The 16935-nt window shown below is 68.7% G+C and carries 16 protein-coding genes and 1 pseudogene; 6 read left to right on the top strand and 11 right to left on the bottom strand.

Annotated elements, in window-relative coordinates; all coding sequences use genetic code 11:
* Window positions 1–513 precede the first annotated feature (513 nt).
* The 3 genes from ACIRQP_RS07095 to ACIRQP_RS07085 all read right to left on the bottom strand — a co-directional run bounded on the left by ACIRQP_RS07095 (window position 514) and on the right by ACIRQP_RS07085 (window position 1926).
* On the bottom strand, window positions 514–702 hold the full coding sequence (locus tag ACIRQP_RS07095) for a hypothetical protein (RefSeq protein WP_403884684.1): 189 nt from the start codon (window positions 700–702) through the stop codon (window positions 514–516).
* A 490-nt stretch (window positions 703–1192) separates the two neighbouring features.
* A complete protein-coding gene (locus ACIRQP_RS07090; protein ID WP_403884681.1) occupies window positions 1193–1453 on the bottom strand; it encodes a hypothetical protein in 261 nt (86 codons plus the stop codon).
* A complete protein-coding gene (locus tag ACIRQP_RS07085) occupies window positions 1441–1926 on the bottom strand; it encodes an ATP-binding protein (RefSeq protein WP_403884678.1) in 486 nt (161 codons plus the stop codon). The genes ACIRQP_RS07090 and ACIRQP_RS07085 overlap by 13 nt, the downstream gene beginning before the upstream one ends.
* 243 nt (window positions 1927–2169) lie before the next feature.
* On the opposite strand from ACIRQP_RS07085, the gene ACIRQP_RS07080 reads away from it, so the two are divergent.
* From ACIRQP_RS07080 to ACIRQP_RS07065, 4 genes and pseudogenes are all read left to right on the top strand, one after another.
* A complete protein-coding gene (locus tag ACIRQP_RS07080) occupies window positions 2170–3021 on the top strand; it encodes a Scr1 family TA system antitoxin-like transcriptional regulator (RefSeq protein ID WP_403884675.1) in 852 nt (283 codons plus the stop codon).
* 13 nt (window positions 3022–3034) lie between these two features.
* Entirely contained in the window at window positions 3035–3229 is a 195-nt protein-coding gene (locus ACIRQP_RS07075; RefSeq protein WP_403885365.1) for a DUF397 domain-containing protein, read from the top strand.
* A 91-nt stretch (window positions 3230–3320) separates the two neighbouring features.
* Window positions 3321–3512, top strand: a pseudogene (locus ACIRQP_RS07070) (DUF397 domain-containing protein); the annotation flags it as partial.
* Between the two features lie 303 nt (window positions 3513–3815).
* Window positions 3816–4277: a hypothetical protein gene (locus tag ACIRQP_RS07065; protein ID WP_403885406.1), complete on the top strand. Its 462-nt coding sequence runs from the start codon at window positions 3816–3818 to the stop codon at window positions 4275–4277.
* A gap of 31 nt (window positions 4278–4308) precedes the next feature.
* Here the strand turns inward: ACIRQP_RS07065 and ACIRQP_RS07060 are convergent, their stop codons facing one another.
* Window positions 4309–6714, bottom strand: coding sequence for a hypothetical protein (locus tag ACIRQP_RS07060; protein ID WP_403884672.1), 2406 nt, complete (start codon window positions 6712–6714; stop codon window positions 4309–4311).
* A gap of 423 nt (window positions 6715–7137) precedes the next feature.
* Between ACIRQP_RS07060 and ACIRQP_RS07055 the strand changes: the two genes are divergently transcribed.
* Window positions 7138–7686, top strand: coding sequence for a glycoside hydrolase family 25 protein (locus ACIRQP_RS07055; protein WP_403884669.1), 549 nt, complete (start codon window positions 7138–7140; stop codon window positions 7684–7686).
* A gap of 82 nt (window positions 7687–7768) precedes the next feature.
* Here the strand turns inward: ACIRQP_RS07055 and ACIRQP_RS07050 are convergent, their stop codons facing one another.
* On the bottom strand, window positions 7769–9055 hold the full coding sequence (locus ACIRQP_RS07050; protein ID WP_403884666.1) for a geranylgeranyl reductase family protein: 1287 nt from the start codon (window positions 9053–9055) through the stop codon (window positions 7769–7771).
* A gap of 107 nt (window positions 9056–9162) precedes the next feature.
* Between ACIRQP_RS07050 and ACIRQP_RS07045 the strand changes: the two genes are divergently transcribed.
* Window positions 9163–9669: a GNAT family N-acetyltransferase gene (locus ACIRQP_RS07045; RefSeq protein ID WP_403884663.1), complete on the top strand. Its 507-nt coding sequence runs from the start codon at window positions 9163–9165 to the stop codon at window positions 9667–9669.
* Between the two features lie 163 nt (window positions 9670–9832).
* Here the strand turns inward: ACIRQP_RS07045 and ACIRQP_RS07040 are convergent, their stop codons facing one another.
* From ACIRQP_RS07040 to ACIRQP_RS07015, 6 genes are all read right to left on the bottom strand, one after another.
* The gene (locus ACIRQP_RS07040; protein WP_403884660.1) at window positions 9833–11323 is read right to left on the bottom strand and encodes a carboxylesterase/lipase family protein; all 1491 of its coding nucleotides are present in this window, start codon (window positions 11321–11323) and stop codon (window positions 9833–9835) included.
* A gap of 156 nt (window positions 11324–11479) precedes the next feature.
* Window positions 11480–12172, bottom strand: a complete 693-nt coding sequence (locus tag ACIRQP_RS07035) for a demethylmenaquinone methyltransferase (RefSeq protein WP_403884657.1) — start codon at window positions 12170–12172, stop codon at window positions 11480–11482.
* 78 nt (window positions 12173–12250) lie between these two features.
* Entirely contained in the window at window positions 12251–12700 is a 450-nt protein-coding gene (locus ACIRQP_RS07030; protein ID WP_403884654.1) for an imidazolonepropionase-like domain-containing protein, read from the bottom strand.
* A 60-nt stretch (window positions 12701–12760) separates the two neighbouring features.
* Entirely contained in the window at window positions 12761–13987 is a 1227-nt protein-coding gene (mqnC, locus tag ACIRQP_RS07025; RefSeq protein ID WP_403884651.1) for a cyclic dehypoxanthinyl futalosine synthase, read from the bottom strand.
* 117 nt (window positions 13988–14104) lie between these two features.
* Window positions 14105–15868: a serine/threonine-protein kinase gene (locus tag ACIRQP_RS07020; protein WP_403884648.1), complete on the bottom strand. Its 1764-nt coding sequence runs from the start codon at window positions 15866–15868 to the stop codon at window positions 14105–14107.
* Window positions 15869–15964: 96 nt separating this feature from the next.
* Window positions 15965–16828: a menaquinone biosynthetic enzyme MqnA/MqnD family protein gene (locus ACIRQP_RS07015; protein WP_403884645.1), complete on the bottom strand. Its 864-nt coding sequence runs from the start codon at window positions 16826–16828 to the stop codon at window positions 15965–15967.
* Window positions 16829–16935: the final 107 nt, after the last annotated feature.

Here is a 16935-nt window from a genome sequence, read left to right as displayed (position 1 = left end):
CCTCCCGTGCGCAAACCGTGGTCACGGGGCTTGGCGGTGACGAGATGGTGGCGCTGTCCCAGGAGGAGTACCCCCACCGCGCGTCCGGGTCGATGCAGGACGCCGAATCCCTGCCGTGGATCGGCCAACGCGTTGGTGAAGTCGCGGACGGCGGATACGACGGGACGGACCGCGGGAAACGAGATGATCGGCTTCCTGCCGGGCGGGGAGCGCTGTCGGATCGGCGGACGCGGCGCCGTTGGTCGGTGGAGCTTGAGCCGTACCTGATCGCGGCGTTTCCAGTGACCCAGGCGCTGTACGGAACGATCATCGGCCGGCGGCCGAGCACCGCTCGTGGGGACCGGTTGCCTGTAGGTGTCCTGGTGGGGTTCCGGGGCATCCCAGCGGTGGACCTTGTCCCCGGCGTGTGGAACCGTCGTCCGGGATGGGCTGTCGCGTCCGACAGACCTGTCCCGCCCGGACGCACCCCGGCCCCCCGCGGTGAACCCGCGGGGGGCCGGTAAGAAGACGGCGTCACTTGTCGCCGAAGATCACGACCGTGTTGAAGCTCTCCTTGATCCAGGTGTCGATGTCGACGTCATGGGACCGGCGCTCACCACCCCATCCGTCGTGCCCCGTGCCCGCGGCTGCGGCGGCACCCGCGCCGCCCAGGACGGCCAGAGCGGCGAGAGCGGCGGCGGCGACTGCTGTACGAATACGCATGAGTTTTCTCCTTGTGAAGAAACGTTCGGACGCTTCACAAGTTCACGGTGGACGGCCGCCGAAAACCGAGCGGGAAGGGAGACCACTCCGATGCGGAGAAAAAACAGCACCCCGGGCCGAGGGACGCCAAAGGTTCGGCTCCGGTCCCGCGGTCGGGCCGGCGAGACTCCGAGGCGCGGTTTCGATTGACGGACCGGTATCGCTCTGACGAGGTGGCGCCCGAGCTGCGCGCCCCCGTACGTGGCGGGGTGCGCGGCAGGGCTCCGTCGTTCTCGCGTCGGCCGGGAATGATCACGTGAGTCCGAGGGTCGCCGGCGGCCGGAGCATGCCCCTCCCGCGAGGGCACGGGCCCTCGGCGATGTTGTCCCGCCCCGCCAGGTGGAGCGCGCCGACGGCCAGGTTCCGCGGGGAGGCCATCGTCCGCGGCGCGCTGAAGGTCCCATACCCGTGAGGCATCCTCGTGGGCTGGAGGCGCGTGGACCCACCCCGACTACCTCTCGGCCCTGACCTGACGTCGACCACCGGCCGCGCGCCCCACCACGTGGACCTGCGGCGCACGGACCGTCACACGCACCGGGTCGGGGCAGCAGTAGCAGGTGTACGTGAACCCCTCCTCCGCGTCGAGCGGTACCGGCGGAAACGCACTCTCCGGGCTCGGCATCACCGCGTACAGCACCCACACCACCAACACGACCGTGCTCAAGGCGATCGACACAACACCCCACAGGGCGGGGTCCGTTACTGGTTCCATCGACCGACCACCTCGCCCCTGGCCTCGGACAACGTGAACCAGACCGCCTTCAGCCTGGGCGAGCGGCCACCGTAGATCGTGAATCCCCACGCACGGGCCAGGCTGTCCACGAGCATCAACCCCCGCCCGCCTTCCTGTTCGCGCCCCATGCACACGGCACCCGGCTCGGTCGGCACGGGAAAGGCCCAGGGCTTGTCGTCGGCCACGGAGACCGTCGCCTGTTCGTGGTTGACCGTCACATGCACGCGGATCAGCGACGTATGGGTATGACGGTGAGCGTTGGTGACCACCTCGGTCACACAGAGGCGCGCGTCATCGACGAGGTCGCGGTGCCGGTTCACCCCCAGCAGCGACGTGACGAAGTCACGCGCGACCTTGGCCGCGCTCGCGGTGTTAGGCAGGGCGAGCCGGTAGGTCTCGCCGCCTTGAGGTGGTGGGGGTAAGGGAGTTGCGGTGGCGGTCACGGTGGTCATGTCGGTCTCCCAACGCGGTGCGGTCTGAACTGGCGCGTGGCCCGCCATGCGTGGCGATGGCCGCGGGGGCGCGCCTCAAAGCGCGCCGAAGCGGCTGCACTTCGGTCTTACTGACGTGCGACGCGGTGCTGTGAGTACATTAGCGCCACGGCTAATACTTTGGACGCAGTCGCGTAAAATCATGAACGAGTGGACCCCTGTTAGGTCACGGGCCACACTGAGACCCGACAAGAGGAGAGACTGATGCCGTCGAGGAAGGCGCCCACTGGACGCCAGTGCCGGCTGGGTACGGAGCTGCGTAAGATTCGGGAGCGCACAGGCCTGTCACTCACCCTGGCCGCACCCAAGCTGGGCACGGATCGCACCACCATCAGCAACATCGAATCGGGACGATTTGGCGTGAGCCCTGAGCGGGTGCGCACGTGGGCCGGCCACTACGAGTGCCCCGACGCCGCCTACATCGAAGCGCTCGCCAAAATGGCTGCGGAGCGCATAAACGGATGGTGGGAGGACTACCGGGGCCACCTCTCCAGCGGCGCCCTCGACCTGGCCGAACTTGAGCACCACGCCGTCGGCATCCGGTCAGTGGAGATCATGCATATGCCGGGCTTGCTCCAGACCGAGGACTACGCACGTGCCGTATTCACGGAGACCGTGCCGCGGCCAAGCGCCACATACCTACGGCGGTTGCTTTCGCACCGACTGAAGCGGCGCGATGTGCTCGACCGCGCAGAAGCACCCGCTTGTACGTTCCTGATCCACGAGGCCGCACTACGGATGACGTATGGCAGCTCCAAGATCGCTGACCGACAGCTCGACCACCTACTCAAGGAGTCGGAACGCGACAACGTCACCGTCCAAGTAATTCCGTTCTCGGCGGGCGGGTTCCCGTATGCCAGCAGTTCGGCACACTATGTGTACGGGCCCGTTCCGCAGCTCGATACCGTGCAGACGGATACAGCGACGGGAGCGGGATTCCTGGATGCCGAGACGAGCCTTGAGAACTGGCGAGTCGCACTGGATCGGACCGAAGAGAAATCCCTCGATCCGGAGAGTTCGCGAGACTTCATCCGCAAGATCGCTCAACAAGTATGAAGGCGTGAAAAAAATGGAAATTCAGTGGCGTAAGTCATCGAAGTCTTCGAATGCCGATGGCAACAACTGTCTCGAACTCGCCCAACGCGACGGCGAGATCCTCGTGCGCGAGAGCGACAACCCCGACGTCGTCATCCACACCACCCCGGCCAAGCTGCGCGCCTTCCTCGACGGCGCAAAGGAAGGCGAGTTCGACGACCTCGCCTGAGCAACCGCCACACCCCGGCAACGGGCGGCCCCACCGGCGCAGGTGGAGGCCGCCCGTTTCTTTCGCGAAACGCCACGGCAGACATACAGGTATGGATATTCAGTGGCGTAAGTCCTCAAAGTCTTCGGACGCCGAGGGCAGCAACTGCCTCGAACTCGCTCAACACGACGGTCAGATCCTTATGCGTGAGAGCGACAACCCCGACGTGGTCATCCGCATGACCCGCACCCAACTGCGCGCCCTTCTCGACGGCGCCAAGCAAGGCAAGTTCGACAACCTCGCCCGAGCCCCCAACGAGGCCGCCCGCGTCGGCGCATACAACCCGTCGACATATGTCACCTCACTCGTTAGACGTCAAACACTTGATACGTGCCCGCAGCAAACGCTAACGTCTCCCCGTGCCGCCGCCATGGGCAGAACCCTCGGCCCTGCCGTGCCCGTCGCGTCGCACAACTCCCCCCACTTCTGCGCCAGTTGGGGGGCTTCAGAAAGGTTGCCCCCTGCCCGCCGCTCGTCACGCCGGCCAAAGGCAGGGGGGCAACCCCCGCCCACCATCTGCCCATCCCGCCCGCCAGGAGGCCCCACCATGCCCAACTCCGGCACAGAGCAAGCGTTCTGGTGCGAGCGGGTCACCTACAGCCCGCTCTCCATCGACGGCATCGCCGACGCATCGCACCACGTAGCCCCCACTCCCGCCGAGGCGATCCGCAGCATCCGCAGGGCTGTTCGCGACCTCGCTGCCACCCTTCCGCCCGTCGAGCGCAAGCGCGCCCTGAGTTGGGTGGACGGCGGCGGATGCATCGGCGCGGTCGGGGCGCTGCACCGGGGCGAGCCGTGCGGATTCTCGCTCAGCCACCGTGGCCTCTGGACGGAGTGGACCGTACGGCCCGTCCCGCTCCCCCTCAGGACCCGGCATGCCGACGGCCCTGTGTGGTGGACCGGCGGTCAACACACAGGGCCGTACGCACGGCTCGCACCGCCTGATCACGCCATGCCGGAACATGGCCCACCGGGCCGTGGAATCCCACGACTGGGTGGTGAGCGGTAGCCGGTGCCGCGCGCGGCTGCGGCTGCGGCTGTCAGTCTCGCTCCTCCGGCGGCTCGTACCACTTTTCATTCGGTATGTACTTGCCCAAACTACCGTCCGGGTTGATCTCCCAGGCGCCCTTGATGTACCTCGAATCGATACCGCCGGGGAAGGAGATCTCCTCTTCGCTTGCCCAGCGACTGTTGTCCCCGAAGGTCTTGTTGACGTCGATTCCACCCGGCGGATCGATGTCGTAGCGGTACTTGGTGTTCTCGTAGAGCAGATCCGGTTGCTCGTTCTTCGTTGTCGAGACGTACGCCGAGGGCGTGTTCTGCGTGACGTAGTCGTACAGATCCCCGTTGTCCGGATTCCTCGGCTCAAAGCCGTTCAGGAAGATGTCCTCCGGGGGACGGTCGTCGAAGCGGTACAGAGGATCGTCATCATCACGCCACTTGATGTCCTTCGGGTCGACACCCGTGATCTTGATGTCAAGGTCGGGGTCGGCCATCACCTCTGGATGAGGGTTGGGGTTTGTCTTGGGGAGCGGGCAGTCCTCCGGCCCCGGCTCGGGCTCCGGCTTCGGCTCGGGCTCCGGCTCCGGCTCGGGGTCATCCTTGATCGGCGGGGGCGGCGGGTCCGTGAGGCCGATCGCGATGGTGAACCGGTTCTTCACGTCATCGAACGTGTCGACACCAGCGATGGCGGACCCGGAGACCGTGGACATCAGGTTCAGAGTGGAGAATCCGGAGCCGGCCGCGAGCACGCTGCCACTGAAGGCAACAGGCGTACGAGTACCAGCCGAGGCGAGCGTGTAGCGCCCGTCGCCGGCTGCGCCGGTGGTCACCGGGCCGAAGAAGGCCACCTTGGTGCCGTCCGGGCACTTGTCGTCGTTGCCGTCGTCATCCGGCTCGTCCGGCTTATCTACCTCAGTGCAGTGCTGGGTGATACCCGCAGGACCCATGACCGGATTGCAAATGGTCTCAGTGTCGTCGTCCTTGTCGTCCTTATCCGGCTCGTCCGGCTCATCCGGTTCGTCGCAGTGCGTGATGAGACCCGCAGGGCCATACGTCGACGTGCAGTTCTCACCGCCGCCCGAACCGCCGTTCGTTCCACCGCCGCTGGAACCACCACTGCTGGAACCACCACCGCTCGAACCACCACCACTGGAACCACCACCGCTCGAACCACCACCACTGGAACCACCACCGCTCGAACCACCACCACTGCTGGAACCGCCGCTACTCGAACCACCACCGTTAGAGCCACCACCGCTGCTGGAACCACCACCACTGGAACCGCCGCCGCTGGAACCGCCACTGCTCGAACCACCACCGTTGGAGCCACCACCGCTGCTCGAACCACCACCGCTCGAACCACCACCGCTGCTCGAACCACCACCGCTGCTCGAACCACCACCGTCCGAACCGCCATCAGAGCCGCCACCGTCCGAACCACCGCCGTCAGACCCACCGCCGTCTGAACCGCCACCGTCGGACCCACCGTCGGAACCGCCGCCGTCCGAACCACCATCAGAGCCGCCACCGTCCGAACCACCGCCGTCAGACCCACCGCCGTCCGAACCGCCACCGTCCGAACCGCCACCGTCGGACCCACCGTCGGAACCGCCACCGTCCGAACCGCCGCTGTCGGACCCACCGTCCGAACCGCCACCGTCCGAACCACCATCAGAGCCGCCACCATCAGAGCCGCCACCGTCCGAACCACCACCGTTCGAACCACCGCCGTCTGAACCGCCACCGTTCGAACCACCACCGTCAGAGCCGCCGTCCGAACCACCACCGGAGTCACCGCCCCCGTTGTTCCCACCACCGGAGTCACCGCCCCCGCCCGACTCTCCCCCGCCCGACTCGCCGCCGCCCCCGGCGACCGTGTCGCTCTCGCAGTCGCCGCCGAGGATGGTGCAGACCGCTGTCTGGAGACCGCCGGCGAGCTGGGTTCCCACGCCACTGAGCACAAGCGTGCCGATGATCAGGGCGACCAGACCGACCATGCCCACGTACTCGACCGTCGACTGACCGCGGTTCCGGCGCCACCCGATCACATGCGGAATCGACGGGACCGCGACCCGACGCAACCGCTCGCGCGTCCAACGCGGCCTCACAGCCCGCTGCTCCGCAGGCCGTTCGAACCAGGCACGACTGGCACCCGCACTGAGCAGCCCCACCAGCGCACCCGGCAGCAACAGCTGGCTGAGCCCCCGCTCCGACCCCCCGTACAGATTGACGATGCTGCCGACCAGCAGCCACGCCTGGAGAGCGATCAACGCGAACCAGACGACTTTCCCACCAGTCCACAAACGCCGCGCGAGAATCACGGCGGCGATCCCCGGCGCCACCGCGTACAACGCCAGCAGAGTCAGCGTCGGCGTGATATGTCTACCCAGCTCCAGCAACGAGTCCACCACGCTGACGCCGCCCAGCAGCGTGAGAGCGAACATCAGATGGAGCAGAACCCGCGTCGCGACGAGTGATCTCGGCAACTCCCAACGTTGCGCGGGTATGCGGGCCTGCAAAGCCAGGCCCTGTGAGTCCGACACAGGGAAACCCTTCCAGCAAACTGCTAATAACTCCGGCCGAGGCGTCCAGCCGTGGCGCGTATCTCCGTACATTACGTACGTACAAGACCCATTCCGAAGGGCCCACGGACCCACCTCGGGCCCACGCCGGGCCCACGCCGCGTCTCAGCGGCCGGCTCTCCCCTTCCAAGAGTGCCGAGGCCGGGCGCGAGTTCCCTCAGCTGCGGGATTTCACTCGTAAAGATGTCGTCGCTGTCGCCGATACGCCAGCGCGATCCGTACGAACCCCGGTTGGGTAAGGAGGAGTTGTCACACTTGAACCACCGCGCAGGAGGCCTTCCCCCCATGACCACCAAAGGCATCGACGTCTCGTCACATCAGAGTTCCAGCTACAGCACGGCCGGCCTCGACTTCGTCTTCGTCAAGGCCACCGAAGGCACGTCGTACATCAATCCCAAGATGAACGCGCAGGCTGCGCGCGCCCGGGGCGCCGGTCTGGTGGTCGGGTTCTATCACTTCCTGCGGCCCGGTGACATGAAGGCGCAGGCGCGGTACTTCGTCGAGGAGTGCGCCAGCGTCGAGTACGACCCGCTGTTCGCCGACTGGGAGGACGACGGGGTTTCCTGCGCCGAGAAGGACGCGTTCCTCGCCGAGGTGAGGCGGTTGCGCGGGTCCAATCACCGGGTGGGGCTGTACTGCGGGCAGTACTACTGGCTGCACCGCGACACCACCAGCAACGCGGGTGACGCGCTGTGGATCGCCGACTATGTGACCGCCGGAAAGCCCCGGATCAAGGCCGCGTGGAAGTTCCACCAGTACACGGACACCCCGGTCGACACGAACGTGGGGAAGTTCACCGATCGGGCCGCCCTGAAGAAGTGGACCCGGGGCTGACACGGATTCCAGGGCCGAGGCGGACCCCGCGCCTTGCGCCCTGCGCCCCGCGCCTTGCACCCTGAGCCTTACGCCCTGCGCCTTACGCCTTGGGGGCCACCTTCGACAGCCCATTGATAATGCGGTCCATCGCGTCGCCGCCCGTCGGGTCCGTCAGGTTCGCCAGCATCTTCAGGGTGAACTTCATCAGCAGCGGATGCGTCAGCCCGCGCTGCGTCGCGATCTTCATGATCTTCGGGTTGCCGATGAGCTTCACGAAGGCGCGGCCGAGCGTGTAGTAGCCGCCGTAGGTCTCCTTGAGGACCTTCGGGTAGTGGAGCAGTGCCATCTCGCGCTGTGCGGGGGTCGCGCGGGCATGGGCCTGGACGATGACGTCGGCGGCGATCTGGCCGGACTCCATGGCGTACGCGATGCCCTCGCCGTTGAACGGGTTGACCATGCCGCCCGCGTCACCGACCAGCAGCAGGCCCTTGGTGTAGTGCGGCTGGCGGTTGAAGGCCATGGGCAGCGCGGCGCCGCGGATCGGCATCGTCATGTTGTCCGGGGTGTAGCCCCAGTCCTCCGGCATCGAGGCGCACCACGCCTTGAGTACCTCGCGCCAGTCCAACTCCTTGTAGGCGGAGGAGGAGTTGAGGATGCCGAGGCCGACATTGGATGTGCCGTCGCCCATGCCGAAGATCCAGCCGTAGCCGGGCAGCAGCCGGTCCTCGCCGGGGCCGCGCCGGTCCCACAGTTCGAGCCACGACTCCAGGTAGTCGTCCTCGTGGCGGGGGGAGGTGAAGTACGTACGGACCGCGACGCCCATCGGCCGGTCCTCGCGGCGGTGCAGGCCCATGCCCAGGGACAGCCTCGTCGAGTTGCCGTCGGCGGCGACGACGAGCGGCGCGTGGAAGGTGACCGGGGTCTTCTCCTCGCCCAGCTTGGCGTGTACGCCGGTGATGCGGCCGGTGCGGTCGTCGGTGATCGGGGCACCGACGTTGCACCGCTCGTGCAGCCGCGCGCCGGCCTTCTGCGCCTGCCGGGCGAGCTGCTCGTCGAAGTCGTCGCGCTTGCGGACCAGGCCGTAGTCCGGGTACGCGGCCAGATCCGGCCAGTCCAGCTGGAGCCGTACGCCGCCGCCGATGATCCGGAGCCCCTTGTTGCGCAGCCAGCCGGCCTCTTCGGAGATGTCGATGCCCATCGAGACGAGCTGCTTCGTGGCGCGCGGTGTGAGCCCGTCGCCGCAGACCTTCTCGCGCGGGAACGCGGTCTTCTCCAGCAACAGGACGTCCAGGCCAGCCTTGGCGAGGTAGTACGCGGTGGTGGAACCGGCCGGGCCTGCGCCCACGACGATCACATCCGCGCTGTTTTCGGAGAGGGGCTCGGTCACAGCGGGTTCTCCCGAAGACTCGATTTTGGGTACCTGGCGGCACGGGGTATGTGCAGTCTATGGGGGTGCATCGTTACCTCCACTGAAGGGTTGCCCTCGTGAACAACATGACCCAACCGCTCCCTGTGGTGCAGCTCACCGTGCCCACGGAAGAGGACGCCCTCCACTGGCACCGGGTCTTCAACGACCCCGAGGTGATGGAGTTCCACGGCGGCGTCTCGGCGGAGATGTCGGTGTACGAGGAGTTGACCGCCCGGCAGCGCAGGCACGACGCCGAGCGCGGCTACTGCTTCTGGACGATGACGGACGACGGGGGCGAGGTGATCGGCTTCACCGGCGCCCAGCCCTGGCCGCACGAGACGTTCGGTCCGGTCGGCGAGATCGAGATCGGCTGGCGGCTGGGGCGGGCCCACTGGGGGCGCGGTTACGCGACGGCCGCCGCGCGCGCCACGTTGGAGCGGGTGCGCGCGGCGGGGGTCGGCCGGGTCGTGGCGATGGTCAACTCCCGCAACGAACGCTCGGTCGCGGTGACGCGGCGGCTCGGGATGGAGCTGGCCGAGACGTACCCGCTCTCGTCGGGGGACACCGCGTACTGCTTTCGGATGGAGTTGTGAGTCGGTAAGAGGACCTCTGAAGACGCTTCGCCGGTTTCGTGACACTCCGTGGCGGAAATCGGCTGCCGTCTTCTTGTCGGGACGGGCCGTGTTCGGCTTGCCTTCCCAGGTCCTGTCCGGACAGGACCTGGGCCCTGTCCGGCCGCCGGCGTCGCGGGTCGTCCTACACGAGATCGAAGGGGGCCGGGACGCGGCCCTCCCAGATCTGGCGGGAGGCCTGTTCGGGGTAGGGCAAGGTCTTCGATGTGGCGTCCAGGACGCGAGTGAGCTGCCGGTCGGGGCGGTAAGCGGCCCATCCGGGGTCGCCGGTGGTGGCGAAACGGACCCATGCCTGCTGGAGTTCCCGCGACACCGCGACGGCCTCAGGAGCGGGCTGGTCACCGAACAGTTCTCTGCCGGTGGGGCTGTCCAGCGTGCCGAACACCAGGGGGACGTCGAGGCTGTGGCAGGCGCCCAGGGCCCCGCCGAAGGCCAGTGAGGACAGTCGCAGCTCGAACAGGAAGGAGGTGCCGCCTGCCGCGGCGTTCGCCTGAGCCAACTGCATGGAAGGTATCCGGAAGAGGGCATCGGAGTACACCGATTCAAACAGCTCCTCCGCGGTGGCCCGCGGGTAAGCGGCTCGGTAGGCATCCGGGCCGTCCGGGGCCGGGGCCAACAGGTCCAGAGCGGTACGGGCATCCTCGTCGGTGTACTTGCCCAGCCGGCCGCTCATGACGCTGAACAGTCTGAATTCGTCGCGTGTGTGGCCGACGAGGAGTTCGATTCCGTCCGCGTGGCCACTTGTCAGTGCGGGCCAGGGCGTTTCGGTGAGGACTTGGCCGTCGATGACGGGGCACACGGCGATGCCGATACCCGAGAGCCGTCCCCAGCTCTCGCGGTAGCGGGGGAGGTCGGCGCTGAGGGTGGTGAGTCCTTCGGCCAGGCGTCGGGGGTCGACATCGGCGAGAGCCGCGGCGGTGGGCACCGTGCCGAGCTGATCCGCGAGCGCGCCGGCGACCTGTTGCGCCAGTGCGCGGGTGGCGTGGAGCCCCGGCACCGAGTGGGTGATGGCGCGTCGGAACAGGCCGCGCACCGGCTTCATCGTCAGTAAGGCGGCGACGGACCCCGCCCCGGCGGACTGTCCGGCCACGGTGACGCGGTCGGGGTCTCCTCCAAAGGAGGCGATGTTCCGCCGTACCCAGTGCAACGCCGCGATCTGGTCAAGGAGTCCGCGATTGGCCGGGGCGCCTTCGAGCAGGGCGAAACCCTCGACGCCCACCCGGTAGTTGATGCTCACCACGACGAGCCCCGCCCCGGTCAGCACGGCCGGGTCGTACATCGGGTCACTGGAGGCCCCCGCGAAGTAGGCGCCGCCATGGATCCACACCAGCACCGGCAGCCCCGCCGCACCCGGATCCGGGGAGCAGACGTTGAGCGTCAACCAGTCCGTGTCCTCCGTCGAACTGGCGGGCGTCGGCCCGGACTGCGGTGACACGGGTCCGAACTCCACCGCCTGCCTTGTCCCTTCCCAGGGCCGAGGCGCGACGGGCGCCGCGAAGCGGAGCGTTCCCACGGGCGGTTGGGCGTAGGGGATGCCGCGGAACACCGCGTGCCCCCGTCGCCAGCGGCCCTCCACCACACCGTCCGTCGTACGCACCCTTGGCTGTACCGGCATGCCGCTTCCTTCCTCCGTGGGCTTCCAGGGTTACAGGTCAGATGTATGAGGAGCACGGCCGACGACGAGCGTGTGCGTCCCGGTGCGGCATGAGCCTTCAAAGACCTTCCAAGGCTCTGCAGCTCCGAGGTCCTTGCAGCTCCGAGGCTCTGAGGCTCAGTGGCGTACGCCCCGGTGCAGCGCCACGATCCCGCCCGTCAGATTCCGCCACGCCACCTTGGACCAGCCCGCCCCCTTCAGCCGCGCCGCGAGGGCGGGCTGGTCCGGCCAGGCCCTGATCGACTCGGCGAGATAGACGTACGCGTCGGGGTTGGAGGACACGGCGCGCGCGGTCGGCGGCAGCGCGCGCATCAGGTACTCCTCGTAGACCGTACGGAACGGCGCCCACGTCGGGTGCGAGAACTCACAGATCACGACCCGCCCGCCGGGCTTCGTGACCCGGTACAGCTCGCGCAGCGCGAGGTCCGTGTCCTGGACGTTGCGCAGGCCGAAGGAGATCGTCACCGCGTCGAAGACCTCGTCGGCGAACGGCAGTTTCGTCGCGTCCCCGGCCGTGAACGGCATCCACGGGTGCCGCTTCTTGCCGTGCCGCAGCATGCCCTGGGAGAAGTCGCAGGGCACGACGTACGCGCCGGTCGCGGCGAGCGACATCGAGGAGGTGGCGGTGCCCGCGGCCAGGTCGAGGACCTTCTCCGCCGGGCGGGCCTTCACGGCCTTGGCGACCTCCTTGCGCCACAGCCTGGCCTGGCCGAGCGAGAGCACATCGTTCGTGAGGTCGTACTTCTCCGCCACGTCGTCGAACATCGAGATGACTTCGTGCGGCTGCTTGTCCAGGGAGGCTCGGGTCACGCGCTCCATTGTGGCAGGGCCGGTACCCGTCGGACCGGGCCGCTCCCCCGTACGTCTCGGCTCCCGGGCGTCGGGGCGCTATGCGCGGCGGTGCACCAGTCGGCCCGCGCACACCGTGGCGAGGCAGCGCCCGTCCGCGTCGAACACGGCGAGATCGGCGCGGCCCGTCTCGGCGATCTCCGTACTCCGGGCCGTGGGCAGGACGAGGACCCCGACCCGCGCGGCGGCGGCGCGCAGCCCCGGGGCCGTCGCGAACTCGCCGAGGACCACCACCGCGCCCAGCTTCAGCACGGCGTGGATCCGCTCGCGCGGGGTCGGGGCGTCGGGCAGCGGCCCCTCATGGACGCGGGCGGGGCCGAGCACCCCGGCCCACTTCCGCACCCGCGCGTCCGGGAACCGCTCCCGCAGCTCCTCGAAGGTACCGACCGCGCCGATCCGGTCCCCCGCCACCACGACGGCTCCGCCGACGATCGGCTCGGCGGCGTCCCAGGTGCGGCGCACCTCGTCGGCCACGTGCAGGGTCTGCACCGCGCGGACTCCAGATCGATCGGCTCAGTTGGTGGCGACGGCTGAGTTGATGGCGATGGCTCAGTTGCTGGCGATGAGCTTCAGCTCGGGGTGGGCCGTACCGCCCTCGATCGCCGTCGACGAGATGTGCGACTGGACCCGGTCGTCGACGGGGTCGTTCGCCGGGTCGTCGTGCACGACGAGGTGCTCGTACGTCGTGGCGCGCTGCGCCGGGACGCGGCCCGCCTTGCGGATCAGGTCGATGATCTCCAGCCGGTTGGACCGGTGCCTGGCACCGGCCGAGGACACCACGTTCTCCTCCAGCATGATCGAGCCGAGGTCGTCGGCGCCGTAGTGCAGCGACAGTTGGCCGACCTCCTTGCCCGTGGTCAGCCAGGAGCCCTGGATGTGCGCGACGTTGTCGAGGAAGATCCGCGCGATCGCGATCATGCGCAGGTACTCGAAGAGCGTGGCCTGCGTCTGGCCCTTCAGATGGTTGTTCTCGGGCTGGTAGGTGTACGGGATGAAGGCGCGGAAGCCGCCCGTCCGGTCCTGTACGTCACGGATCATCCGGAGATGCTCGATGCGCTCGGCGTTGGTCTCGCCCGTACCCATGAGCATCGTGGACGTCGACTCGACCCCGAGCCCGTGCGCGGTCTCCATGATCTCCAGCCAGCGTTCGCCGGACTCTTTGAGCGGCGCGATCGCCTTGCGCGGGCGGGCTGGCAGCAGTTCGGCGCCCGCGCCCGCGAAGGAGTCGAGACCGGCGGCGTGGATGCGCTGGATCGCCTCCTCGACGGAGACGGCGGAGATCCGGGCCATGTGCTCGACCTCGGAGGCACCGAGGGAGTGGATGACCAGCTGCGGGAAGTCCTTCTTGATCGCGGCGAAGTGCTTCTCGTAGTACTCGACGCCGTAGTCCGGGTGGTGGCCGCCCTGGAACATGATCTGCGTACCGCCCAGCTCCACGGTCTCCGCGCAGCGGCGCAGGATGTCGTCGAGGTCGCGGCTCCAGCCCTTGGCGGTGTCCTTGGGCGCGGCGTAGAAGGCGCAGAACTTGCACGCCGTCACACAGACGTTGGTGTAGTTGATGTTCCGCTCGATGATGTACGTCGCGATGTGCTCGGTACCCGCGTACCGGCGACGGCGTACGGCGTCGGCCGCGGCGCCGAGCGCGTGCAGCGGCGCGGAGCGGTAGAGGTCGAGCGCTTCCTCGGGGGTGACGCGGCCGCCGGCGGCGGCGCGGTCCAGGACGTCAGTGAGGCTGCCAGTGACTTTTACGGACGTGAGATCGGCCTTCTCGGTCACCGGTGCGGGTCCTTCCCAAGGGGGCTGTGACGACCGATCCAGCCTACGCCAGGGGTGGTGGCGAGCCACGAGCGCCATGGGGGCCGGGGCGGCCGACCGTGCGTGGAAGCGGGCGGCTCACCTCTGTTTCGTCAGGATGCCGGTGGGGCTGCCCGCCCGCGCGTCCTGGGAGAGGTAGCGGAGCCCCTCCCTTTCGAGGCCGAGCCGCAGGCCGGTCGTGCTCTCGGTGCACATGTCCTTGCTGCGTGGGCCGCGCCGGGCGTCGACCACGAGGGTCTTGCCCTCGACCCCGCTGAGGGTGAGCAGGTCCTCGCAGATGAAGTTGCCGAGTATGTCGGTCTGTTCGGCCTTTCCGACCCGCTCGCCGGTGGAGCCCGTTTGTATGGTCACCTTCATCGTGCCGGCGGGCAGTCCGGCGGCGGTGACCTCGCCGTCCCAGACACCGACGAGTTCGGCGGGTACGGAGCCGTCGCCCGAGTCGTCACCGGAGCCGTCGCCGGCCGGGGGCCTCGAGGCGGAGACGCTTGACGACGGGCCGGTTTTGTCCGGGGACGCCGCGTCGTCGGTGCCACCGCCCGGGACGAGATCGAAGAGGAACGCGCTGCCCACCATGACGGCGGCCAGCGCACCCGCGACGGCCAGCGCCACCGTGCAGCTGACCCTGCGCGCACGGCGTCCGGTACCGGTGCCGGTGCCGGTGCTGGTACCGGAGTCGGGGCCCGTGCCGGAGCCGGGGCCCGTTCCCGTTGCCGTACTGGTGTCGGCGGAGACCGATACGGAGAGCCGTGGCCCGGGAACCGAGGCGTCCTTGGGTGAGTCGCTCGGCGGGGTCGGCGACGGGGCCGCCGCTACGTCCATCGGCGGTCCGAAAACCCCCATCGACGGGTTGCTGAAGGGAACGGGACCTGTCTGTACGGGCGGAGCCGCCGCCTCCAGGTGCAGCAGCCGGACCACTGCCAGGCTGACCTCCTCGACCAGCGGAGCCGGCAGCCAGCCCGCGGCCACCAGCCCCTCCGCGCCACCGGCCCCGTCGGCGGCCCTGTCGGCGGCGCTGTCGGCGGCCCCGTCACCGGCGAGGCGCCGCACGATCTCGGCGGGCACAGGCCGTACGGACGGGTCCTTGGCGAGGCAGTCCGCGACCAGTTCCCGCACTTCGCCGCGCAGGGAGCCCAGTTCGGGCTCCTCGTGCACCACCTTGTAGAGGAGCGCGGCCGAGGAGTCGCCGGGGAAGGGGCTCGTGCCCGTCATCGCGTACGCCAGTACCGCGCCCAGCGAGAAGACGTCCGCCGCGCCCGTGACCGCCTTGCCCAGGATCTGTTCCGGCGACATGTAGCCGGGCGACCCGACCGAGACGCCGGTCGAGGTGAGCGAGGCGGTGCCGTCCGTGGCACGCGCGATACCGAAGTCGATCAGCCGAGGCCCGTCGGGGGCGAGCAGTACGTTCGACGGCTTGACGTCCCGGTGCACCAGACCGAGGCCGTGCACGGCCGTCAGCGCCTCCGCGAGACCGGCGCCCAGCGCGCGTACGGAGTGTTCGGGCAGCGGCCCGTACGTCCCGACCGCCCGGGTCAGCGAAGGGCCCGCCACATAGGCCGTGGCCACCCACGGAACGGCCGCCTCCGGATCGGCGTCCAGCACCGGCGCCGACCAGCGGAGCCCGTCGGCCACCGTACCCACGCGCCGCGCGGCGTCCACCTCACGGCGGAAGCGGGCCCGGAACTCCTCGTCCATCGCGAAGTGCGGATGGACGACCTTGACCGCGACCGTACGGCCGCCCTGCGAGCGGGCGACGTAGACCCGGCCCATTCCGCCCGACCCCAGCCGCCCGAGCAGCCGGTACGGACCGATGATCGCCGGATCGCCGGCCTCCAACGGCTGCATTCCCCGTCCCCCTTGTGAGTCCTGTCCTACGTCCCCTACGTCCCGACGGACCTCTACGCAGCAGAGTAGGGGGTGAGGGTGGGGGTACGGCGGCGATCAGGCACTGAGCAGCTCGACACGCACATCTGCCGGGAATCCGGTGGTCGGGCCTGTCCGGCGCGCGAACTCCCGCACACCCGCGAGCTGGTCGGGACCGAAGCGGAAGTCGAGCGTCGTGAAGTACCGCTCCAGCAGCTCCGCGTCGAAGGTCTCCCAGCGGGCCGCCTGCTTGGCGACCTTCGCGACCTCCTCCAGGGAGAGATCCCGGGACGCGAGGAACGCCTCGTGGACCTTGCCCACGACCTTCGGCTCGCGCGCCAGATAGTCCTTGCGCGCCGCCCACACCGCGAAGACGAACGGCAGGCCGGTCCAGTCCTTCCACATCTGCCCGAGATCATGGACCTGGAGGCCGAGCCGGGGCGCTTCGTACAGCGAAGCGCGCAGCGCGGCGTCACCGATCAGGACGGCCGCCTCGGCCTCCTGCATCATCAGACCGAGATCCGGCGGACACGTGTAGTAGTCGGGTGTCACCTTGTACTGCTCGCTCAGCAGCAGTTGGGCCAGGCGTACCGATGTACGGGACGTGGAGCCGAGGGCCACCCGGGCGCCGTCCAGCTGGTCCAGCGGTGCCTGCGAGACGATGACGCAGGACATGACAGGTCCGTCGCAGCCGACCGCGAGATCGGTGAAGGCGACAAGATCGTCGGAATTACGGAGGAATTCGACGAGGGTGACGGGGGCGATATCCAGCTCGCCGCGCACCAGCTGTTCACTGAGCTTCTCGGGAGTGTCCTTCGTCAGCTCCAGATCGAGAAGGGCGCCGGTCCGGGCGAGGCCCCAATAGAGGGGCAGGCAGTTCAGGAACTGAATATGGCCGACACGCGGCCGACTGCGACGGTCGTCGTCGCCTCCGGCCGCCACGGGGGCCCCGGGAGCCTCGGCCGGAGGTGCTGCCGCCCCGGATGCCCCTGACGCCCGTGATGCTTCTGCCGCTGTGTTTTCCGCTGGACTGTCCACAGCGCGAGGCT

The organism is Streptomyces sp. NPDC102274 (genome assembly GCF_044766385.1).
Lineage (GTDB): Bacteria > Actinomycetota > Actinomycetes > Streptomycetales > Streptomycetaceae > Streptomyces.
The sequence above is the reverse complement of the archived record's forward strand: the minus strand, read 5'-3'. Positions and strand labels throughout refer to the sequence as shown.